The sequence below is a fragment of the Mycobacterium sp. E2462 genome, assembly GCF_001672685.1.
In the GTDB taxonomy this organism is placed as follows: domain Bacteria; phylum Actinomycetota; class Actinomycetes; order Mycobacteriales; family Mycobacteriaceae; genus Mycobacterium.
In genome coordinates this window covers 1-22,052 of the sequence record NZ_LZKC01000032.1, presented here as the reverse complement: position 1 = coordinate 22,052, position 22,052 = coordinate 1, and the positions used below count along the sequence as shown (strand labels likewise).

Sequence of the window (22,052 nt, the reverse complement as noted above, 5' to 3'; positions counted from 1 at the left end):
GGTTCCGCCGGGTGCGACGGTGATCAATCCGCCGCCCACGCCCAGCGACGATCCAGTGGACCCGGACGCTCCCGACCCCGCGCCGGCCGCGGCGGCGTCCGCCGCCGGCTGCAAGGGCACCGACGGCGCAGCGACCCCGCCGCCACCGCCGAGCGAAGCGGGTTTGAGCCCTGCCCCGCCGGGCAGCCCACCCTTGCCCTTCAACGCATCCTTCACCGCGTCCTTGACGTCGGCGGTGTTTGCCCCCGGGGTCATCGGCGTTCCCGGGACGCTGGGCACGCTCGGCACACTCGGCGTGGGCGTAGTACCACCGCCGGGGATATCGGCGTCGGGGATGTCGGGCAGGTCGGGGTTGTCCGGGTCCACTGGATCGTCGCTGGGCGTGGGCGGCGGAATGGCGCCGATGGGCGGCCAGGGACAACAGAATTCGGCCAAGGGTAAGCGGGTGCAGTCCGAGGAAGAATCGCTGTACACCGAGGAGCGGCAGTGGACCGAGGGCGTGATCGGCAATCGTCCGCGCAAGGCGGGCCCGGAGAAGTAGGCGCGCGTCGCGGCGCGGACATCGCCCGTTAACTCGGCGGCCCTTGACCGTTCATCGTTTCGAAACCCACACGCGCGCAACGAAATAACGGTATCGACTCCGTTCGCTTCGTGCCGACGTCGATTAGGCTGAGGGTCATGGCAATCGCCAAGCCCGCGGGCGAATTCGCCGAGCAGATGCTGGAACCCGGCGGATGGCCGGAGATCGACGAGGACCTGCTCTACGACCGCGCGCAGGCGTACACACAGGTGCTGCGGCAGGTCACCGGCGTCCTGGAAACCTGCCAACAACAGCGAACCGAACTGTTCGACGGCGACGTGTGGTCCGGTGGCGCCGCCAACGCCGCCAACGGTGAACTCGGCACCAACATCGACGAGTTGGTGAAGCTGCAGAACGGTCTGGCGACCGTGATCACGTGGAACCGCTACGTCGCGCTGTCGGTCGGGCAGACCAAGTCGGACATCACCGACATCGTCGACGCCGCGCAGCGCCAAATTGCGGCCGTGCAGCGAGATTCGAAGATGAACGCGGCCGAACGCGCCAACGCCATCAACGGCGTCGTCATTGCCACGCATGTGGCCAACGTCGGCATGATGGAAAGCGCCGCGGAGCGGATCCTGGCGACCAAAGCCTGGAGACCCCCGGCCAACGCGCTCGACGACCTACTGGACCAGAAGACGCCGCCCCCGGTGACCTTGCCGGGCGGGTCTGACGGCGCCGCACCCCCGGACGACGGTGCACGAGACACCCCGGAGGAACGAGACCGGCCGCGCCCCGCGCCGGCGCAGCCGGCGGTTCCCGCGCCGTCGTTGCCCGGACTGCCCACCCCGGGCGGCGGCCCGCAGACCCCGCCCGGGATCCGTGCCTCGCCCGCGCAGCCCCCGCGGCCGTCGGCGCCCACCCCCGGCGCGTCGGCGCCCGCGGGCCCGGAGACGCCCGGCCGTCCGAACATCCCCGCGCCGCCGCCCGTTCCGTCGAGTCCGCCGAGTACGCCGGTCCCGCTGGGCCCGGCGACCCCGGCGGTGCCGCTGAGCCCCGCTGCGTCGGTGGGACCGTCCGGCGGCGCGACCGGCAAGGGCGTGGCCCCCGCGTCGCTGTCGGCGTCTGGGCCCGCGGCCGGTGGCCATGCCGAGGACTCGTCGGCGTCGACGGCACCGGCCGGGGCGACCACGATGCCGGCCGCGCCGATGGCGGCGGGGGCCGGGGGCGCCTCCGCGGGCGCCGGGCCGCGGTCCGCCGCTCCAGTCGCGCAGGCCTCCAGCCTCCAGCCCGCGACCCGCCCGGCCGCTGCGGCCCGCTCGGGGGCCCGGCCCGCCCGGGCGAAAACCACCGAAGAGCCTGAGGCCGCGGACCCGCCCAATCCCGTTGCGCCTCCGGTGATTATCCCGGTGTCGGCGAAGCGGGCCGAGCGAGATGCCATCGCCGACGCGGCCACCGCGGACGCCACCCGTCGCCGCGGCACCGACCCGTTGCAGATGGCGCGGCGCATCGGCGCCGCGCTCAACGCACCGGGTGACCCGGCAACGATCAACCTCGGCTTCTTCTGGGTCACCGCCGTGACGACCGGGGGCGCCATCGTGGTGGCCAACAGTTACGGCGTGGCATTCATACCCGACGGTGTGCGGTTACCCGAACAGGTGCAGCTGGCCAGCGCGGACGACGCCGTCGCGCCCGCGGAACGTGCCCGGTGGGCCACCTATCCCATGATGGCCGTGCAGGGCTGGGCGGAACACCACGACACCAAGCTGCGGGCCGTCATCGCCACTGAAGAGCAGTTCGCGATGTCCGACCCGGGCGTCGCCCGAATCATCTTGCAAGCGGACGACATTCCGGATACCGGCGCCATGGCCGGGCGCTCTCGCCTTGCGGTGGTGAACCCGCACGCGTTTGACCGCCTCGCGGCCACCACCGATGTGCGGCTGATCGACCTGCTGCCGCCGGCTTCCGCGGCGGCGCCCGGGAATACGCCCGACGCGGAGCCGCCGTCCGATGACCGCCCGTTGTTGTGGTTCGAGGTGATGAAACCCTTGGCAAGCCGGGCCAGCGGACGCCGAGCAGCACACCTGCGGGCGTTCAAGGCCTATGCGGCCCTTGCGGAAGACGTGACGCTCGGCGAGGCGCGCACCGCCGCCGACCTGTCCGCGCAACGCTCGGCGGTCGCGGACTGGCTGTATTGGAAACACCTCAGCGAATTGCTCGCCGCGGCGGGCGTCTGACCGGGTCAGAGGCCCGTTGCCGACGGCGCCGCGGCCGTTGGGCGAGCGGGCGCCGAAGCCTCGGCTGGCGCGTGCGCTGGGCCCTGCGGAGGGTGGCTCGTGGGGTCGCCCAATGCCATTGTCTGTGCGACCAATTCGTCGTCCGCGGATCGCTCGTTTTCCGCCTGGTCGGCGGTGAGTTACGCCGGGGTCGAGCCCGCCCCACCCGTGCCTCCAGCGGCCTGCTGCACACTCGACATGATGGTCTGCAACCCCTGTGACGCGGGTTGCAGCGCCTGCACCATCCCGGCGAGCTGCCCGGGTGAGGCGATGTCGGTGACCGGCGTGACCACCTTATCCGCCTTGTCCGCCTTGTCCGGTGTCGCCGGAACGGGCTGCTGCTGCGCTGCCTGAGCCAGGTCGGACGCACCGGTCGCTGTCATCAGTCGCGGTGCGGGCGAGGTTGCGGGGGCGGCCAGGAACGCGACTTGCGCCACGTGCTCACTGAGCGCCTGATCGGCGTCGGCGTAGATGCCCGCCGCCGCTACCATGCTCGATGCCGTTGCCTTGACCGCCGTTTCGACGGCGGGCAACCCGGCGATAACCGGTGACTCGATGACGGACATGGTCTTGCTGACCGCGGCGGACACCGCGTCCGCTCCCGTTGTCGCGATGAACGCGGGCAGGGCAACGGGAAACTCGACCGCCCGCATCGCCACCCCCGCCGCCGTCAGGCGGGCGGTGTCTACCGACAGAGGTTCAACCATGACGAATCTCCTTGAACGCGCTGGCATTCGGGCGCATCGGCTGTCAAAACCGGACGTTGCGGACGGTGTCGTAGACACCGGTGATCCACAGCAGCATCGGGACGATGGCCGCGACGATGGTGCCGTCGGCCAGTTCCAGCAGGCGCTTCATCACCGGTGAGACCCGCCGAATCCGCAAGGTCGCGGCGACGGTCATCAGCGCCAGCAGGAACACCGCCAGGTAGCCGGCCAGCAACAGCCAGGCCAGCTGCGGATACCAGAGGCTGAGCCTGACCGTCACCCCGGTCGGGACGACCACGACCGCCGCCACTAGTGCCCACGCACACCACCGTTCGGCGTACAGGCGGGACCTGAACCCACACGCCGCGGTGACGAGCGCGGCCACGGTCAGGCTGTGTACGAAGAAGTGACCGCGCACCACGACGGCGACCGCGCCGACCGCGAGCACCGCCGTGCCTGCCAGCACGAAGCCGGTGAGCAGCTGCTTGGCCAGCCGGCTGCGCTCGGTGAGCCGGGCGGCGGAATCGGGCACCGACGCGATGATCGCCTGCCAGGTCCGTGTTTCTTCGACTTCATCGGTGTGGCGACCGGTGACCGGGTCGAGCAGTTCCTCGTGCTCGACCGTCTCCCCGGGTGCGGGGATGGGCGGCAACGCGATTCGTGCGACGGCGACGGTCAACTTCGCGGCGTTGGTGATGACGAAGAGGCCGAACAGGACCGCGCCGGCGGGCACCCAGCGCTGCCATCCGTAGCCGAAGGCGATGGCGGCCAGCAACGCGGCGAGGGATGCGACCACGACGAACGATGCCAGTTCGAACCGTCGGCGCGGGCCGCCGCGTGCCAGCAGCGTGAGAAACAGCACGGTGGCGGCCGCGCCCGCGAGTTGCGGGGCACCGAGGGAGTCGATCCGATGCGGTCGCGGGACGCCCAGCGCGACGGCCATGCCCAGCAACGGATACGCCGCCGCCAGTAGGCTTTCCGAGAGATCGACGCTCCGGTACAGCCGCCCGGCGGCCCAGCTGCCGAGCACCGCGATGGTCCCGCCGACGCCCAGGCCCACCGCCCACCACACATGGCGCCCGGTGTGCTCCCAGGTCAGCGCGGCGAGCGCGACGGTCACCAGCGCCACCATCGGGATTGTCAGCGCGATAAGCCGATTGAGCGCGGACCTGTCGAACTGCGGTGATTCGTCGAGCACCGCGATGGCGTCGATGACGTCCTCGACGAGGGGCCGGTAGCGTTCGGTCCTGCTCACGGCGACCAGCGTCAGCAGCGACCCGTCGACCACGCCCGCATCGTCGAGCGACTGGTCGGTCGGCAGCGGCGGGGCTCCGGGACGGGCGAAGGTCCACGCCCCTTGCGCGGCGAAGTCAAAGCCGGCCAACACGTCCGGTGGTGCGTCCTCCAGCAGCTCCGCCAGCACGCTCACCGTGTCGTCGATGTAGTCCGCGATCGGTGCGACCGAAGGCAGCACCACGTCGGTCATGCGCCGACCGGTGAGCACGGTCACCCTGGTGGAGGCGGGCTTGGCCGGAGCCTCAGTGGTTGCGGCCGCGGCGGCGGCGACGGTCGGCGCGCTCAACGGCGTTCACCCCTGTCGAAATCGTCGGACAGTGCTGCGGCTAGCTCGCTGATTTTACGCTGGTAGCGCGCGCCCAGCTGGGCGAACTGAATCTCGGTGCCCGCCGCGATGTGCCGGTCCCACGGCAAGCTGATGACGCGGTCGGGCGCCACGTGGCGGTGAAACAGCGACGCCAATTCGCTTGGCGCGCCGCGATCGTCGCCGGGACTCACGTGGTTGATGACGACGCAGGCGCGGTGGAGCAGTTGCGGGTGGCCGTTGTCGCGCAGCCAGTCGAGCGTGACCAGGGCCTGCCGGGCGCCGTCGACCGAGGCGGAGGAGACGACGACCAGCCCCGACGCGGCGGTGAGCGCCTCGCGCGCGGCCGGTGTGGCGGGATCGGCACCACAGTCGGCCAACACGAGGTTGTAGAACCTCGGGACCATGGCGATGGCGCGTTTCCAATCCTGCGCGACCAGCGTGCGGCCGCCGCCGATGTATCCCGCGGCGGCGAGCACCTCGAGGTTGACGGCGTTCATGCTGGTGTGCGCGCGAAGGTCGTTGTAGTGCGACAGGCCCCGGTTGCCAAGCAGATCCGCGATGGTGGCGTCGGTCCTGCGGCCCACGCGGTCGGCCAGGTTACCCGCGACCGGGTCCGCGTCGACGGCGAGGATTCGGTCGGCTCGGACTTGGGCCAACACCGAGCCGAGGGTGGCGGTGGTGGCCGTCTTGCCGGTGCCCCCTTTGAGGCCGAGCACGGCGATCTCGTACGAACCGCGGATGCCGCGACGGATACGGTTCCGTAAGTCCACCTCGTATTGCTCGTCTCGCGACAGGCCGACGTTGATCCGCGTGACCGCGTGCAGCCAGCGCCGCCAGCGCTGCCGCGATAGCGGTTTGGCGGTGCGCGCGGCCGGGGCGGCGGGGCGTGTGCCCTCGAGTGGCGGCGCGCCATTGTGCTTGATGGGCTGGGGTGGTGCGGCGGACAGTGGCTGTGCGGCAGCAGCTTCCGGCTTGGGTTGCTGCGCTCCGGCGCGGTGGCTGTGGGGTGACCTGACGCGCGGGACCGGTGGTGCGGCCGGGCGGTCGGGGCGCAGGTGGCGGGCGTGGCGCGCCTGCGGCGGCGGGCCGGCGGCCGGGGGCGTCGGGCGGTCGCTGCTTGGCGGACTCGGGCGACCGTTGGTAGGCGGGTGGCCGTTGGTCGGCGGGTGGCCATTGCTGGGCGGGTGGCCGTTGAGTCCGGGCGCGCTTACCGGGATGGGCGGTGGGGCCGCAGGTTTCGGCTCGGCCGGCGGCGGGACCGCGTGGCCGGTCCGCGCCAACAGCATGGGCGGCAGTTCATCCGAAGCGTGCAGGGTCTCCCCAGCGCTAGGGCCGGCTGCGGTGCCGGTGTGACCGGGGGCAGCGACCGGCGGTGGCGCCGGGGCCGTGCCGCCGACCTTGGGTTCGTCCGACGGTGGCGTCGCCGGGCCGTCGTCAACCTCATACTCACCATGGGACTCGGCATCCTGAGTAGCCGCATCCGCAACCTCGGCGTCCACGGCGGGTTGGAAGAGCCGGTCGTAATCGGCCGCCATCAATGCCTTTCGCGTCGCGCGTGGCCAGTGGTCCACGGCGAAGGGCGCGAGAAGAGGCGAGGCCTGCCGACAGGTGGGACTCGCCTGTTCCCGTGCTCGTCTCGTCGATTCAGGAGAACATGCCCGTGACGCCGGACTCCGTCTGGGCCATCGCCTGGCTGGCCTCGCTGATGCGGTCGGCCAGATTCTTCAGCGCCTCGTTGAGGTGATCGGAGGCGGTGTTCCAGTTCTGCTGGACGGCGTGGTAGGCCTCCGAACCGCTACCGCCCCAGGCCGCGGACAGCTTGGCCAGCGAGCTCCTGCCTTCGTCGAGCAGGCCCTGCGTGGTCTGGACGGCTCCGTGGATCTGTCCGGCTCCCGCTTCGATGCCGGCGAAATTCCAATGCTGATCGCTCATGACTTAAGCTCCGTTTCTTCGTGAGTGTGATGGGGGATTAGAAGTTCATCTGCGACGACAGCGAGCTGGCCTGCTCGTCGTCGGCCTTCGAGTACTCGATGCCGGCACCGTGGATGTTCTGCGAAATGTCGTTGAGGGCCTTGATCTGCGCCTGGCCCGCCTCGTGGAAACGCGTCAGCGCCTGCTGCGCCGCGGCACCGGACTGACCGCGCCAGTGGCCGACCAATTCACCGCCTGTGGACTCCACCTGGCCGATGACCTGCTTGAGTTCGTTGGAGATCCGGTCGAAGTTGGCGGCCTCGGCGCTGAGGGTAGCGGCGTCGGTTCTCATCTCTGCCATGTTTGCTACTTTCTGTGTTGCTCGTCCTCGCCAAGTGATGGCAAGTCTTCCGGCCCGCGCGGCCGGGAAGTCCGTTTCCTCGGGTGCTCACCAGTCGTCGTCGTGTTCATACGGTTCGTCGTCGTGGTGTTCGGCGGTGAGCGCTGCGGGCGTCGCCAACCCGGGCCGGGCCGCGCCGCCCGCCCCCGCGCCGGGACCGGCCGCGCCGATCGGGGCGGCACCACCCGTCGCCGACGATCCAGCGCCGGCGCTGGCCAAAGGGGCTGCCGCACTGGGCTTTTCGATGAGTTGGCTCATCATGGAGGTGCGTGCGGACGTACCACCCGCACCGGGCAGCGCCTCGGAGTGCATGAGACCAAGGCCGACGCTGGGGCCCGTTCCCCCTGCCAGCGGGTGACTCGACAGGGGGCCGGCCCCGAGCAGCCCAAGCTGACCGGGCAGCGCGTCGCCGCCGGCGTGGTCGGCCAGCGCGTCGGCTCCGGGCAGGCCCTCCCCGGCACCATCCATTCCGGGGTTCTGCCCGGTCATCGACATCAGCTGCGACAACGGCTGCATCAGCTGCTGCATCGGGGCGCCGAGCTGACCCATCTGTCCCAGATACTGCGAGATGTCCTCGCCCGGAAGGACTCCGATATCGGGCGTTGGCGCGGGGATGTCGTCGTCGGCGTCATCGGCCGCCTCCTGAGCCAGGAGCCGCAGCGCCCGTGGCGCGGCGTCGGACGCTGCCCCGGTGAGCCGCGCGAGTGCTGCGGTGGCCACCGCCTCGCCCACCCCGGGCGCGACGATGGGTTTCATCGGCGGCAGTGGTTCGAACGCGATGTTGGCGAGCGTTTCTGCCTGATAGATGTCCATGGCGACGGCGGCCTGGTTCCACATGCGGACGAAGTAGTCCGTCTCGTTGAGGCCGATGGGCACCATGTTGATTCCGAGAAAGTTGGTCGCTGTCAGCACGCCGTGGGTGATGTGGTTGGTCGCGATTTCCGGAAGCGACGGTGTCATGGCCAGCGCTTGGGTGTACGCGGCGGCCTGAGCCATCGCCCGCGCGGCGCGCTGCTGTGCCTGCGCCGCCGCGGTGTTGAGCCACGCCACCATCGGTGTCGCCGCGGCGATCGCGCGTTCGCTGCCGGCGCCCGTCCACGCCGCGTTCAGGGCGGCCAGCGCCGTGGCCAACTCGACCGACTGGGCCGCCAGGGCGCTGGCCAGCGCTTCCCAGCCCGCGGCGGCCTGCAGCATGGGCGCGGGACCAGCGCCGGCCATCAGGCGTGCGGTGGTCAGTTCCGGTGGCATCGCATGCCACAACACGTCGACTGGACTCCTTCGTGTTAATCGCGTCTCTCGGGTTAATTACAGCGTTAATTATTGGCGTCGCGCGACGCGCGACATTGGCCGCGAAGCAATTCGCCTCTCAATTCGTATGAACGGATATCGACATTTGCGTGAACGCTGAAGATTGCGGACCGGTCAGGGCGGGCGGACATCGCCGCAGGTGCCCGTTTTCCGTTATCACCCTGTGGCTCACCGACTTTCTCCGCGGGGGCGACCACGTTATCCTAACCGCCCTGCGGCGTTGCTGGAGGTACTTCTTCCGGAGGATCGATATAGGCGGCCTGAATGATTTCTTTGCCGTCGGGTGCCACGAGAAATGCTTGTCCGGGCGGGCGACGCTTGACCTGAGTTTCCCGCGAGGGGAAATCCTGCTTGTCACCGGAAAGGAAGAGGGTGGGTGACCCCGCGCCGTAGGCCGCGCCGACAAACTTGTCCATGGTCGCCTTGTACGCGTAGCTCATCTGGCACGTCACGATGAGGTGCAAGCCGATGTCCGTGGCCGCCGGCAGCAGGGGTGCCAGTGGCGCCATCGGCGGCATCCCGCCGGATGCGGCGACGATCATGTGCCAGTCATCCACCAGCAGGACGACGTCGAATCCGGTCCACCACGATCGCGAGCGCAATTGGGCCGTGGTGAGGTCGGCCGGCGGCAGCCGCTTGGTCAGGTTGAACGCCAACGCCTTGATGGCCTCGTCGAGTGTGGTGCTGTTGCGGTTGATGGCGCCGGCGTCGAGCAGGTGGCTGTCGGGAACCGCGTCGAGCAGGCCGGAACGGTAATCGGCCAACATGAACCGCACCTGTTTGGGGCTGTTGCGCGCGCAGATGGCGCGGGCGATCGCGTGCGCGGTGCGCGTCTTGCCCGATTTGGCTGCCCCGAAGATCAGCAGGTGCGGCGTGGAGTACATCTGGTTGTGCGCCACGGACAGGTCGGTTTCCCGGAGTCCCATCGGGATGGTCCAGCGGGTGCGGTAGTCCGCGTCCGGGCCCGGCGGATTCGGGTCCAGCTCGTAAAGGTGAATCCGCTCGGGCAACACCCTGACCCGCGGTGCGCGTTCGTCATGTTGTGCCGCAATGTGATTCACCGCCGCAGTGATGGCCTCGACGATGTTCTCGGCGCTGTGGACACCGTCCAGCCGCGGTACGCCGATCATCAGGTGGTGTTTCTCCACCGACATGGCGCGGCCGGGGCGGTTCGCCGGGATGTCTCGGGTCGCGCGGTCGATCTGCGTGTCGTTGACGTCACCGAGCCGGAACTCGATTTTGGTGCCCAGGTAGTCGCGGACGCGGGACTTCAGTTCGGTCCAGCGCGGCGTGGTGATCACCGTGTGAACGCCGAACGACAGCCCCTGCGAGGCCAATTCCTGCACCGGCGTCTCGAGATCGGGGAATTCGCTGACGAACGCCGGCCAGCCGTCGATCACGAGGAAGACGTCACCGAACGGGTCGGCCGCCACCGGCTGCTCGGGGTCCGCGCGGAGTTGGCGGTACATCGCGATGGACCCGACGCGGTGGTCTTTGAAGGTGGCTTCCCGCTGCCGCAGAACGGATTGCACCTCCGCGACCACCCGCATGACCCGGTCGGGCTCCGAGCGGGTGGCCACCCCTCCCACGTGCGGCAGGTTGTCCAGGTAAATCAACCCGCCGCCGCCGAGGTCGATGCAGTAGAACTGCACCTGCCGCGGCGTGTGCGTGGCGGCGGCCGCCAGGATCATCGTCTGCAGCAATGTCGACTTGCCGGTTTGCGGCGCGCCTCCGATGGCGATATTGCCACCGGCACCCGAGACGTCGACGCCCCACACCCCTTGCAGGTGCCGGCGCGGCTCGTCCATGATGCCCAGCGGAAACCGCAAGGGCTGCGCCTGATCCCGGGCCACCAGCTCGTCGAGCGGCGTCGGATCCTTCAACGGCGGCAGCCACATCTTGTACGCCCGCGACTCCGTCGTGCTCAGCTGGTCCAGCACGACCTCGCTGAGCGCGCGACCCTTGGATTCCACGGTCATGGCAGCGCCTCATCCAGAACGGGAGCGGCGGTGAAGCGCTGGATGCGTAGCGTCTGGGGGCGGGCGTGCGGCCCGGCTCCGTTGCCCTCGCCGGTGGCGTCGGCCTTGTTCGGGGGGACGTAGGCCGCGCCGGTGTAAAGGGTGCTGAACTTCACGGGATCCTCCATGCCCACCCGCAGGAAGCCGACGCCGCTTTCCTTGTTGGTGATGTACCCCGCCTCCGGGGTGCCGATCACCATCTTGGACTCGTGAGAACTCGTGGTGCGCAACGCGATGCGATAGGTGAGGTTGGGCTCCAGTTTGTCGATGCGGGCGCCGCCGGTCTGCAGCGACTGGGTCGCGAGGAGCAGGTGTACGCGCAGCGATCGCCCCACGCGACAGATCCGGTCGAAGAGGTTGATGAAATCAGGGTGGCTCTGCAGCAGCTCGGCGAACTCGTCGACGACGACGAAAAGCGTTGGCAGCGGCGCGAGGTCGGCGCCCCGCTCCCGATACTTCTCATACTCCGCGACCCCGGACAGGGCGCCGGTGGCACCCACCTGGATGCCGGCCTGGCGGAGCAGGGTCTGCCGCCTGTCCAGTTCACCGGTGAGCACCTCGCCCATCCGACTGACCAGCTCGGCCTCCTCGGCCATGTTGGTGATCACGGCCGCCGTATGGGGAAGCTTCTCCATGCCCAGAAACGTCGAGCCGCCCTTGAAGTCGGTGAGAAGCAGGTTGACCTGATCCGGGTGGTGCAGCGCCACCAGCGACAGGATGAGGGTGCGCAGGAATTCGGACTTCCCCGAGCCGGTGGTGCCGATGAGCATGCCGTGCGGCCCGCCGCCGAATTCGGCGCCCTCCTTGATGTCGAGGTACATGATGTTGCCGGTCTTGAGTTCGTGGCCGAACGGAATCTTGAGACGGTCGCGGTCCTTATCGGTGAACATCCGCCAGCGCGCCGGGGTGACCTCCTCGACGCTGTGCGCCCCCACCAGTTGGTGCCATTCGGTGGCGACCTTCTTCTGGACGCCGGAGTTCTTCTTGTCGACGAGGGTGCCGGTGATCGACCAGCCAGCGAGCTTGCGGGCGATGCGGGCGGCCTGCCGCGGGGACAGTCCGTCGGTGGTCGCGGTGACTTGGCGGAACGCCTGTCCCGGCAGCCGGTCGTCGGCGGTGCCGTCCTCAGCCACCCGGATCCGGTAATTGGAGCCGCGGTGATTGCCCAGCGTGATCACCGTGACGCCGGCCCGTCCGTCCGGCGGGAATCCGGCCTTGCCGCCGGTCAGGTCGAGGATCACGACATAGGGGCCGCCCGGCAGCGAATCGGGGGAATGGGGTCCGCGCCCGGCCAGGTCCGACAACCCGTCGGGGCGGGTGTAGATCATCCGGACGGGGCCCGCGCTGTCGGTGTCCGTCGGATGTTGAAGGTGCGGAAGCCATTTCAGCCAGGACCAGTCGGGGTCGTCGGGCTCCTCGGTGAGCACCCGCACCTGCAGCAGGTCGGGTGGATGAAACACCGCGAGGTGGCAGATCATCGCCGCCACCAGTCGGGCCGACCCGGTGGCATCACCCCCGACCGCGATCGTCGGAAATGTGCGCAGCTGAACCAGTTTCGGACAGTCGTGGATCAGGCCGTGGGTGCGCAGGAACTTGACGACCCACATGTTGGCGACGGGTTCGAGGTAGGGTTGCGGTGCCGCGGTGGGGCCCGCCAGCTCGCCGCCCACGGAGGGCTTCATCAACCGGTCCACCGCCGGTTGGTCACCGACGCCGAGCCGGGTCGCGGCGTAGAAGTCGGCGGTGGCGGGCCGGGACCATTGTCGCGACGTGCCGATGATGGACAACAGGTCGTCGGGATGTGGCGCGTGAAAACTGAAGAACGCGACCTGCGCGGCGGCCGACGCGGTCACGCGGGGACGCAGGCCGGCCAGGTATCGCAGGTATTCCTTGCGGTCGGCGTTGATCTCGGGAACCTTCTTGCCGCCGCCGCTGCCCCCGCCGGCCATCATGCTCAGCGACATCATGATCATCATCAGCGGCATCATCAGCATGTACGGCGACAGTGCCCTGGTGCCGGTGAGCACCATGATCGCGATCATGCCGAGCATGCACACGCCCATCACGTAGGGCAGCACCTTCTGCACGCCCGACGGGGGGATGTCCACCCCGAGGTCCTCGGGTGGCGTGACGGTGATCTCCCCCGGCGTCAGGCGGGGGCCACGGGTGACCGTGGGAGTGAACTTCCGGGTGGTCACGAGGCGCCTCCGCCCGGCAGCTTGCGGGGGCTCGGGTCGGTGGGCAGCGCGTCGTGTTCCAGCAGGGCGGCCTCCTTGGACAGCACCGGTCCGTCGACCAGGAGCCGGATGATCTCCCAAGGCGCCGTCTTGGGCGACGGGAGGCCGAGCGCCGTCGCGGTATGCTGGTCGGGTAATCCGTACCGAATGCCCTGCGGATCAACGTAATACAGCGATTCTCCGTACCGTGGATCGGGTGATTGCAATTGCACGTACTTGCCGCCGTCCAGGTACACCGTTGCGCTGCCTTGGATCTGCTTGATCCCGGTGCTCAGCTCGGAGGCCGGCATCGGCAGGTGCCGGCCGGTCAGCACGGCGGTCTTGGCTGACTGGTCACCCGTCTTGCGGTCCCACGTCCAGCACAGCGTGGGGTCCTGCGGGCGGGACACAATCTTGATCGGCTCGTCGGGCAGCGGCGAGCTGTACACCACCTCGGGAGCCCGCAGGACCGTGTTCGTCGGCAGCACCGGGGGGTCCACCAACCCGTAGGCCTGGCTCGCCCGCAGGGCCGCGGCGGTGTTGGCGTTGACGGGCGCGACGCCGTCCTGCATCACCACGAAGAACCGCACGCCGAGCGCGGTGCGCAGCTGCAACACCGACCCGATCACCAGAGGGTCGGGGAGCCCTAGGGTGTTCGGCGCCCCGGCGCCGGGGATCGGGGGCAGCATCCAAGAACCCGCGTCGGGCAAGGCGTTGAACATCGCCGTGGACAGCGGCGCGGGCTTGGCCGCCCCGTGGATGCCGACCACGAAGGTCATCGGACGGTCGCTGAGGTCGGTGGCGTGCCGGCCGTTGGCGGTGATGACCCAGTCTTTGCCCCCGTAGGAGGCCAGCAGCGCCTCGTTCGGCGCAAGCGGGTCGATCGCCGGCACCTCGATTACCAACGGCCTTGCCAACACCGCCGTTTGGATGGTCGGGTTGGCCGAATCGGCCCGCGCCACCGTGTCGCACAGCGTCCAGACGGAGGAGTGGTCCGAGGACACCGGCGTCGCATAGGGGGCGCCGGGGATGCCGACGGATTGGCCTCGGGGCAGCCGGTTGAGTTCGCTGGATTTCACGGCCGCCGGTTCGGCCGGGCTGCCAAGCACCAGCCGCGCCGAGGTGAGGTTGTAGACCGGGTGCAGCTGGCCCGCCACCTTCAGGTACAGCTGATTGGTGCTGCGATCGACGAAGAGGTTGCCGTTGCCGAGCTTGCCCTGCGGCTTGAAATAGGCCATCGCCAGCGCGCCCACCACGATCAGGACGGACACGACCAGCCCCAGTGACACCGACCGGCTGTAAAACTGCAGCGGGTCGTCGAACATCCGGGTGTCGCGGCGCACGATCGCGTGTTCCAGCCGCCGGAGCAGGAAGCGCCAGCCGCTGACCTGAACTTTGGTGGTGAGGCGCAGGTTCGCCATCCGTCAGCCGGTGATGTTGAGGCGGCCGTGCACGGCCGCGATCGACTCGGTCATGTCGTCACCGTTGATTTCGCGAAGGCGATCCTCGTCGAGGCTCTCGAAGTCGACGGCCCGCGTGAGCCGGATGTCACGGTACTGCTCACCCGCTTCCACGAGCTGGCGCGCGTAACGGCCGTTCCCGGCGATGTCGAGGGCGGGCACGCCGCGCACCGTCCGTTGGCTCAACAGCTTGGCGGCCTGCAGGAGATTGTCCTGCGCCTCCCGATTCAGCGCGGAATCATTGCTGGCCGCAATAACATTGGCGATCTCGAGAATCTCCTCGGGGGAGTAGGAGTCGAATTCGATCCGGGTGGCGAACCGGGAACGCAGGCCCTCGTTGGTCTCCAACAGCCGATCGATGTCGGCGCTGTAACCGGCGATGATGACGACCAATCGGTCTCGGTCGTTCTCCATCCGCGCCAACAGGGTGTCCAGCGCCTCCTGACCGAAGGGGTCGGTCCGGCCGTCGCGTTCCTGCACCAGCGCGTACGCCTCGTCGATGAACAGCACGCCACCCAGGGCGCGGTCGATCGTCTTGGTCGTCTTGACCGCCGACTGGCCCTCGAACTCGGCGACGAAGTCTTTGCGTGAGGTCTCGACGAGCTTCGGCTCGCCGATGACGCCGAGCCCGGCAAGGATGTTCGCGACCACTCGGGCGATCGTCGTCTTTCCGGTTCCGGGGGGCCCGGTGAAGATCATGTGCTTGCTCGGCTGCGCGACCTTCATGCCGCGCGCCGCGCGCACCCTGGCCATCTGGGTGGCGGCGCGGTAACGCTCGACTTGGTCTTTGACGCGGGTGAGCCCGATCTGTCGTTCCAGTTCCGCCTCGGCCTCGGCGAGCAGCGTCTCCCGCCCGGAGGTGTCGGCCACCACGGTCGAGGCGTCCCAAGGGTCGGTGCGCGCGGCGATCTGTTCGGCGCTGACGGTCGACAGACGGTACGACGGATCCTTCAGGGCGGCAGTCACTTTGGGTTCAGGATGGGTGGTCTGCAGCCATTCGAGCAGCGCCACCGCCGCTTCCTCGTTGCCCTGACCGCGGCGCGTCATCGCCAGATACCAGGCGATGGCCCTGGCGCAGGCCTCGCCCGCCGGGGACGAGTTCGCCTCGGTCAGCCGGCGTTCGGCTTCAGTGAACAGCCCCAGGTTGGCCGCGGCCACCCCGTGCGCGACTCCCGCGGCGGCGGCCAAAAAGGTATCCGGCCATTTGGCGGCGCCCCGCACCTCCTCGATGGCATCGGTCCAGCGCTGCGATTCGCCGTACACCACCGCCTTGGCCCAGGACACCAGGTGCTCGGCCCCGGTGGGGGTCGCGCCGTCCAGCGCCTCCATGGCGTCGGCGTAATTGCCGTGCGCCGCCTCGCTTGTCGCGAAGCCAAGAGTGATGGCCAACGGTGAATTGACGGGATAGGTGATGTCGCCGTAGAGGCCGCCGATCGCGATGCGGGCGTTGACGGCGTTCATCGAGATCTGGGCGGCCCCGGCCAGGTGACCGAACTGCGTTCGGGAGTACCAGGCGCGAAACAACGTCACCCGATCGGTGTCGCCGCACCGGATGCGACCGACCCAGGCGTCGCAGGCCGATTCGTCGTGATCGGTGATCTCGGTGAACAGATCGAGCGACCGCGCCTGGGATATGGGCAGCATGCCGACCGCGCTCTCGAACATGCCGGCCAGCTGGTCGTTCATTGGTCGGCCGCGTATCGGATAGCGAACACCTCTGCCTGCGCCGCCTCGGCCTGTTCCGGTGTCGACAGGTGCATGTCGTGTTCCATGAAGTCGCGCAGGACCTGGTTGGCGTCGAAGCCGATCTCGTCGAGTTCCTGCAGGCCCTGCGACTGGATGGCGTTTTCGATGAGGTAGGTGTGTTGGCCGGCCAGGCCCTTCTGCCGGGCCAGGTCGGCGAGCACCAGGATCTCGTCGGCCAGTTCGGACTCGGTCGAGGCGGTCGCCTTCGGCGACAGGTGCACCCGCTGGGTCCGGCCGTCGATCAGCGCCGACACCGACACCGTGGCCGGGGGATTGGTGACGGTGAACAGCGAAACCCCGTCGTCTTCGTCCCCGTCTCCGGCTGCGTCGGCCTGCGCGGTGGTGGCGGCCAGGGCGTCCAGCTCGGCGATCTCGGGCTCGGCCGGCGTGAAGTCGTCGAAAGCATCGACTGCTGAATCGATTTCGTTGTTCTCGGTGACCGAGAAGTCCAACGCGTCGGAATCCTGGGCGTCGTCCGGGTCCGCCCGATGGGCGGAGAAGTCCAGGGCGGCGAGGTCGTCATGGTCGTCGTGCTGCGACATGGATCCTTCTTTCTGCATCGGTGTTGCCGGTCAACGCAGGGGTGCGGCTTCGGGGACGTCGGCGTGATCGAACCAAGAGCCCGCGGGTAGGAACTCGACGAGGCTGGTCAGGGTGCGCTGCAGGTTCTCCTGGGTGCCGGGCAGGAAACTCCCGTACAGCTCGCCGCCGACCCGACGGGGTAGCGAGACCAACCGGCCCCGCGCGGAGTCGAGCACCCCGGCCGCCACCTCGGTCTGGGTCGACGTTCCGCCGGGATGGCGCTGCACGGCGACGATCTCCGCCCAGCCGCTGGGGTTCGTGACGATCTCGGCGTAGGCGCGGGCGGAGGCCGCCCCCAGCCCGTGCCGGGTCAACTCCGCCGCGCCGGTGCAATCGGCCAGGTCGGCGGCGACACCGGTCAGCGGCTCGACGTCGGCCGGCTCGGCGGCACCGAGGACGGCGGTCACCATTCCCGCGAGCCCCACCTGGGCCGCGACGAGTTGCAGCACGAGCAGGTCGCCGTCACGCGCGGCGATCACGTGGCGGTCGTCTTTGCGGCACACCGCGAAGCGCACCATGGTGCCGCCCGCGTCGCGCCGCCACCAGCGCCCCTCCAGTGCGCGGTCGGGCCTGCTGAGTGTGTCGACCATGGCCGCGACGGCGGGGTGCGGCTGGCCGTAGGGGTCGAGCACCCTCTGAGCGGTGAGGTCGCGCGCCACCTGATCGGCGACCAGCCTGCGCAGATCCTCTTGCGGGATATTTGGCCGAATCCCCAGAGCCACGGGGAAATCGACGAGGTGCAGCCGCTCGGCGATCACCAGGATCCCATCGATGGTCACCTCGACGCCGACGACACCGTCGACGAGGCCCGCGTGGCCGGCGGCGAGGGGACCGGACATGACTACTTGTCGAGCATCTGCTTGTTGAGGTTGTCGGCCAGCTCGCCGTCGACTCCCTCGTAGGCCTGCTTGGCGGCCCGCAACTTCGCGGCGAGACCGCTGCTGGCGTTGGCCAGGGCCGAACCAGCGGCCTTGCGGCTGGTCTCGATGGCGTCGAAGGCGCCGTTCGAGCTTCCGCTGATGACCCCGTGTGTGACCCAGCAATCACTGCCTGTCCCGGACACCGCGTCGGCCGCGGCCTGGGCGTCCTTCGCCGCGTCGGTTTGATTCCTGGCCAACGTCTCGAGGATCGAGGGTGAGACCTTGAACTCGGTCGCCATGGGCTGTCTCCTCAGCTTCTTGCATCAATGGTGTTGTCGTGCAGGTGGTTACAGCACTCGCGCCGCTAGAGGACTCGCTCCTGGTGAGGCGCGGCGGGTTGCGCCGTCCTCGGCGTCCCTGGCCGCGGCCTCATCGTCCGGCGCGTCCTTCACATCGCTCACCTCCTGGGCGGCCGCCGGAGCGCCCTGACCCTTCGCGGATTGCGCGAGTTGCGCAATCTGCTGCATGCCTTGGTTGACGGTCTGGCTCAGCGTGTTCAGCTGCTGCGAGGCCTGACCCATCTGGGCCAGGCTGGGCGGCGTGAAGGACGCCGGGGTGGTGGCGGTCTTGTCGGTCGGCGTCTTGGACGAGGCGTCGGCGGGGCTCTTGCCGGTCGTGTCCTTCTCGGCGGATGCGCTGATCAGCACCTGCTGTGCCGCCGAGGTGGCCTCGCCGGCCTTGGTGGCCAGCGACGCCACGGACGGGGCCGCCACGAAACTGGACAGGCCGCCCGAAATGGACGCGAAGGTGGAGACCTGCGACGAGGTCTCCTCGGCCACCTTGCCCCGGATCTGGCCGAACGTCCCGGCCAGGGCCGTCTCCACGTCTTGGCCGAGCTTGACGTATTGCGCGCCCAGCGCGGTGATTTGGCCGGACAGCGACATCGAGTTGGACAGCGTGAGCATCTCGATCACCAGCACCGCCGAACAGCACGCGAAGGCGGCGATGATCTGCCACGCGCACGACACTTCCGGCCCCACGATGGGAATCAGGTACAGCGCCAGGGCGATCCCTTGCGCGGCGGTGAGCACGGCCGAATTGACCGTGATGTTCATGTGGGCCCGGTTGACCTCGTCGGCCTGACTCTTCAGGTAGGACTTGAATTGCTTGTCCAGGTCCTTCATCGCCTGCGCGTACGCCTTGAGCGCGGCGTTCTGGGCGGTGTAGGCCGTCGCCGCGCTGCCACTCCAGTCGGCGGGGTTTGGGACGCAGCCGGGATCCAGGTCCTTGATGAAGAGGTCGAGCTTGTCCCCGGCGGTGGTGACGGCGGCTCCCGAGTTGGGCGTGCCGAACCCGTTGAGGAAGTCGACGACGAGTATCGCGATCGCCGCGGCGTCGACGATCGCCGTTGGGGTCGGCAGCACCTTCGTGCCGGCGTCTTTCAACGCCTTGGCGAGCACGGCGTTCTGCTTGCTGGCATAGATCGCCGCTTTGCCCGCGGCGGTGGCCAGGTTGGCGCCGAGGCTGGCCCAGTCCTGCTTCGCAACCGCGCTGCCGCCGCCGTAAATGCTCTTCACTACCGTGGCTAGATCTGACGCACCGTTAAGCCAAGACACCTCAGTGTTCCCTTCGGCGATGGGCGTGCACTGATCGTGTGCACGGTAGGTCGAGCCTAACAGCGCATCGGCAGTGCCCGATGCACGAATTGTGCGCTAAGACAGCGGATTCGGCCACCCGGCCGCGCCTTCGGCGGCCAAAGTTTCCCGACGGTGGCCGGTCGGTGAACGGGGAGGGCGTGGTTGGCTAACGGGCGCAGACGATTTGGTGATTCGCGTGGCGCCGGTCGCCGAGTCGCGCAGACTGCGAATGCTCGGACGCGCCCGCGTGGGGCGCCGTCCACCGCTGTCGGTAACTGCCGGCCGACGGCGCGATGTCGCGCGTCTGTGCGAGCCAGGCAGGGTCAAAGTGCTTGTCTTGCAGCCGATTACCCGGTGGCAGCGGTGTCGAAACGGAAGACAGCCAACCGGCCTGCCAGTGCCTCGAACTCGTCGGGGGTGCCCTGGTGTACCAACCCCGAGCGCTTGGCGAAGGTCACGCCGACGGGGACCTTGGCCGGGAACTCCCGAAGTACCGGGCGGGCTTGCTCGGCGGTGAGTTCGACGATGCGCACCCGGCGCGACCGCCGGCCGCGGCTGAGCTCACCGCTGCCGGCGGCGCGGGCGTTGGCTGCCCAGTCCGCGCCCGGGTATCCGGCAACCACGTACAGCCCACCCTCGAACTCGAACGGTGTCATCGGCGTGCTCCGCGGCTGGCCGGACCGCCGGCCCGGCACGGTCAACACCATCGCCGGCCCCGTCGGTATCCCACACCGTTGCAGGGTCATCATCAGGCGGTTCATCGGCTTGAGATAACGCGGCGGCCTCGGATCGGTCATGGCAGGCTCCTCGAAGATCGGTGCTTTTCGACAAACGACGGGCCGAGACGTGGAAAAGTTACCCAGCGCCCCGCGTAACTTTTCGCGGCAGTGAAACGTCGAAGAGCCATGAACGAATCGCATCCGGTCAGCGAACAGGTCGGTGAGGCCTGGCGCCGACACCATCCGTATCTGGTCAACCTCGCCTATCAGCTCCTCGGTGATGTGGGTGACGCCGAAGACGTTGCGCAGGAGGCGTTCTGGCGATTGTCGCGAACCGACATCGGCGCCCTCGAGGACGTGCGGGGCTGGCTGACCGTCGTGGCCAGCCGGCTCTGCCTCGACCAGGTGCGGTCGGCCCGCGTCCGCTACGAGCGCCCGGGTGCGGTGCGGGACCAACCGGCACCGCGACCGACCGATCCGGCCGACCGCGTCACCCTCGACGACGAGGTGCGAACCGCCCTGCTGGACGTGCTGCGCCGGCTCAGCCCCGGCGAACGGGTGGCGTTCGTGCTGCACGACGTGTTCGGCGAGCCGTTCGACACCATCTCGCAGACAGTGGGCCGTCCGTCCGGCACCTGCCGGCAATTGGCGCGCCGCGCGCGAGCGAAATTCGCTGCCGCGCAACCGAAATTGAACGACGTGGCGACCGCCGAACACCAACGTGTCACCGAGGCTTTCCGCACGGCGTGCGCCGACGGCGACCTCGCCGCGCTGACCGCGCTCCTTGACCCGACGGTATGGGGCGTCGGGACCGTCCTCGCCGACCCGGCGCCGCCGGTGCAGATCAACCACGGCCCGGATGCGGTGGCGGCGAACCTGCTGCGCTACCTAGGCCCGGACGTGACGCTGGTCAGCGGCCCTGCCGGGCAACCCGTGCTGTTGGCGTACGCCGAGCGCCGGTTGTTCGCCGTCGTGGTGCTGACGGTCGGCGCGGGCCGCGTCACCAAGATCGAGGCGATCGCCGATCCGCTCGCGCGCGCCGGCGCTGGTTAGCGGCCGCCGGGGGCGCGGTCGGGGCGGCCGGCGAAATACCCGGCGACCGTCGCGGCGACCTCGAGGAATTTGCGCCGGGTGGCGGGCGCCATCTCGCGGCCGACATCGATGACGCCGCCGGGCCGCAGGTGGGGATCGAAGGGCACCTCGATGACCGGGCGCCCGTGATCGGTGAACTCGCGGGCCAGCAGGGTGCGGGTGCGTTTGTCGGCGTGGCCGTCCGAATCGTTGAGCACCACCACGCTATTGCGGAGCAGCGTGTCCAGGCCCTGATCCGCCAGCCATTCCATGGTCCTGGCCGCCGCGGACGCCCCGTCCGCCCACGGCGACGAGACCACGATCAGCGCGTCGAGGTCACGCAACACCTCTCGGGTGAGCGGCGAGTCCATGGTCGAACCGCAGTCGATGACCGAAATCGAAAAATGCCGGTCGAGCCGCATCGCGGCTTCGCGGTAGATCGCCGGGTCCAGCACCCGCCGCGGGCCGGAGGCCGGCTCGCCACCGAGCACGTACAGGCCGGCCGAGTTGCGGCCCACCCGCGCCACCATGTCGCCGAAGGACTGCAGGTTCTTGTCGGACGTCAGCTCCCAGAACGAGCCCGACGCGGCGGGATCGATGCGGCTGCTGAGTCGTCCGAAAGCCGTGTCGGCGTCGATCGCCACGACGTGGTCTTGCCGGCGCAGCTCCGCGAACAGCGACCCGACGCTGGCGGCGACGGACGTCTTGCCCACGCCACCCTTGCCCAGGATCCCGACCTTGTGGTTGCCGTGCAGGCGCGCCCGGATGGCCGCGTGGAACTGCGCCTCCTGGCGCTGCGCCGGGGACGGCCCCAGCTTGACCAGGCCGAACGTGAGCAGCCGCAGGATGCGCCGCCAACCGCGGTCCGCCGGTTCGGGGCCGAAGTCGGGGGCGGGCGCCTCGACGGGTCGCGGCGGCGCCGCAATCCCCGGCGACAACGGCGCGGGAGTTTGCTAGCGGCGACGCCCGGCGTCGCCAGGAGCTCGCGCGCCGCGCGCTGGCGCCGCTGGACTATCAC

At 69.2% G+C, this 22,052-nt stretch carries 18 protein-coding genes and 1 pseudogene; 3 read left to right on the top strand and 16 right to left on the bottom strand.

The annotated features are described in order from the left end of the window. Both A5714_RS26450 and A5714_RS01835 read left to right on the top strand, forming a co-directional pair. A pseudogene (locus A5714_RS26450) lies at window positions 1-541 on the top strand (hypothetical protein); the annotation flags it as partial. A gap of 137 nt (window positions 542-678) precedes the next feature. Beyond that, window positions 679-2,757, top strand: a complete 2,079-nt coding sequence (locus tag A5714_RS01835) for a hypothetical protein (protein ID WP_068282158.1) — start codon at window positions 679-681, stop codon at window positions 2,755-2,757. A gap of 179 nt (window positions 2,758-2,936) precedes the next feature. Here the strand turns inward: A5714_RS01835 and A5714_RS01830 are convergent, their stop codons facing one another. The 15 genes from A5714_RS01830 to A5714_RS01760 all read right to left on the bottom strand — a co-directional run bounded on the left by A5714_RS01830 (window position 2,937) and on the right by A5714_RS01760 (window position 20,041). Beyond that, complete coding sequence (locus A5714_RS01830) at window positions 2,937-3,503, bottom strand: hypothetical protein (protein WP_068282156.1); 567 nt, start codon at window positions 3,501-3,503, stop codon at window positions 2,937-2,939. Between the two features lie 43 nt (window positions 3,504-3,546). Next, the gene (gene eccD, locus A5714_RS01825; protein ID WP_068282152.1) at window positions 3,547-5,085 is read right to left on the bottom strand and encodes a type VII secretion integral membrane protein EccD; all 1,539 of its coding nucleotides are present in this window, start codon (window positions 5,083-5,085) and stop codon (window positions 3,547-3,549) included. After that, window positions 5,082-5,876: a MinD/ParA family protein gene (locus A5714_RS27525; protein ID WP_068282149.1), complete on the bottom strand. Its 795-nt coding sequence runs from the start codon at window positions 5,874-5,876 to the stop codon at window positions 5,082-5,084. The genes eccD and A5714_RS27525 overlap by 4 nt, the downstream gene beginning before the upstream one ends. An 874-nt stretch (window positions 5,877-6,750) precedes the next feature. Next, window positions 6,751-7,038, bottom strand: a complete 288-nt coding sequence (locus A5714_RS01815) for a WXG100 family type VII secretion target (protein WP_068282147.1) — start codon at window positions 7,036-7,038, stop codon at window positions 6,751-6,753. A 37-nt stretch (window positions 7,039-7,075) separates the two neighbouring features. Next, the gene (locus A5714_RS01810; RefSeq protein WP_068282135.1) at window positions 7,076-7,378 is read right to left on the bottom strand and encodes a WXG100 family type VII secretion target; all 303 of its coding nucleotides are present in this window, start codon (window positions 7,376-7,378) and stop codon (window positions 7,076-7,078) included. 87 nt (window positions 7,379-7,465) lie between these two features. Continuing rightward, the gene (locus A5714_RS01805) at window positions 7,466-8,665 is read right to left on the bottom strand and encodes a PPE family protein (RefSeq protein ID WP_068282132.1); all 1,200 of its coding nucleotides are present in this window, start codon (window positions 8,663-8,665) and stop codon (window positions 7,466-7,468) included. 263 nt (window positions 8,666-8,928) lie between these two features. After that, complete coding sequence (gene eccCb, locus A5714_RS01800) at window positions 8,929-10,704, bottom strand: type VII secretion protein EccCb (protein ID WP_068282129.1); 1,776 nt, start codon at window positions 10,702-10,704, stop codon at window positions 8,929-8,931. Continuing rightward, on the bottom strand, window positions 10,701-12,941 hold the full coding sequence (gene eccCa / locus A5714_RS01795) for a type VII secretion protein EccCa (protein ID WP_068282126.1): 2,241 nt from the start codon (window positions 12,939-12,941) through the stop codon (window positions 10,701-10,703). Before eccCa ends, eccCb begins: the two co-directional genes overlap by 4 nt. Continuing rightward, the gene (gene eccB / locus A5714_RS01790) at window positions 12,938-14,380 is read right to left on the bottom strand and encodes a type VII secretion protein EccB (protein WP_068282119.1); all 1,443 of its coding nucleotides are present in this window, start codon (window positions 14,378-14,380) and stop codon (window positions 12,938-12,940) included. Before eccB ends, eccCa begins: the two co-directional genes overlap by 4 nt. A gap of 3 nt (window positions 14,381-14,383) precedes the next feature. Then, on the bottom strand, window positions 14,384-16,105 hold the full coding sequence (gene eccA, locus A5714_RS01785; RefSeq protein ID WP_068282116.1) for a type VII secretion AAA-ATPase EccA: 1,722 nt from the start codon (window positions 16,103-16,105) through the stop codon (window positions 14,384-14,386). Then, window positions 16,102-16,707, bottom strand: coding sequence for a hypothetical protein (locus A5714_RS01780; RefSeq protein WP_068282112.1), 606 nt, complete (start codon window positions 16,705-16,707; stop codon window positions 16,102-16,104). The genes eccA and A5714_RS01780 overlap by 4 nt, the downstream gene beginning before the upstream one ends. 30 nt (window positions 16,708-16,737) lie before the next feature. After that, window positions 16,738-17,586 carry an ESX secretion-associated protein EspG gene (locus tag A5714_RS01775; RefSeq protein ID WP_068282109.1) on the bottom strand — a complete coding sequence of 283 codons (849 nt, stop codon included), beginning with the start codon at window positions 17,584-17,586 and terminating at the stop codon, window positions 16,738-16,740. 2 nt (window positions 17,587-17,588) lie between these two features. Further along, complete coding sequence (locus A5714_RS01770; RefSeq protein WP_068070064.1) at window positions 17,589-17,906, bottom strand: ESX-1 secretion-associated protein; 318 nt, start codon at window positions 17,904-17,906, stop codon at window positions 17,589-17,591. Between the two features lie 48 nt (window positions 17,907-17,954). After that, window positions 17,955-19,184: an EspA/EspE family type VII secretion system effector gene (locus A5714_RS01765; protein WP_068282105.1), complete on the bottom strand. Its 1,230-nt coding sequence runs from the start codon at window positions 19,182-19,184 to the stop codon at window positions 17,955-17,957. Between the two features lie 407 nt (window positions 19,185-19,591). Continuing rightward, a complete protein-coding gene (locus tag A5714_RS01760; RefSeq protein WP_068070059.1) occupies window positions 19,592-20,041 on the bottom strand; it encodes a nitroreductase family deazaflavin-dependent oxidoreductase in 450 nt (149 codons plus the stop codon). Window positions 20,042-20,149: 108 nt separating this feature from the next. Between A5714_RS01760 and sigI the strand changes: the two genes are divergently transcribed. Continuing rightward, complete coding sequence (gene sigI / locus A5714_RS01755) at window positions 20,150-21,016, top strand: RNA polymerase sigma factor SigI (RefSeq protein ID WP_068282102.1); 867 nt, start codon at window positions 20,150-20,152, stop codon at window positions 21,014-21,016. On the opposite strand, the gene A5714_RS01750 is transcribed toward sigI, so the two are convergent. Continuing rightward, the gene (locus A5714_RS01750; RefSeq protein ID WP_369829413.1) at window positions 21,013-21,972 is read right to left on the bottom strand and encodes a MinD/ParA family protein; all 960 of its coding nucleotides are present in this window, start codon (window positions 21,970-21,972) and stop codon (window positions 21,013-21,015) included. The genes sigI and A5714_RS01750 overlap by 4 nt on opposite strands. Between the last annotated feature and the right edge of the window lie 80 nt (window positions 21,973-22,052).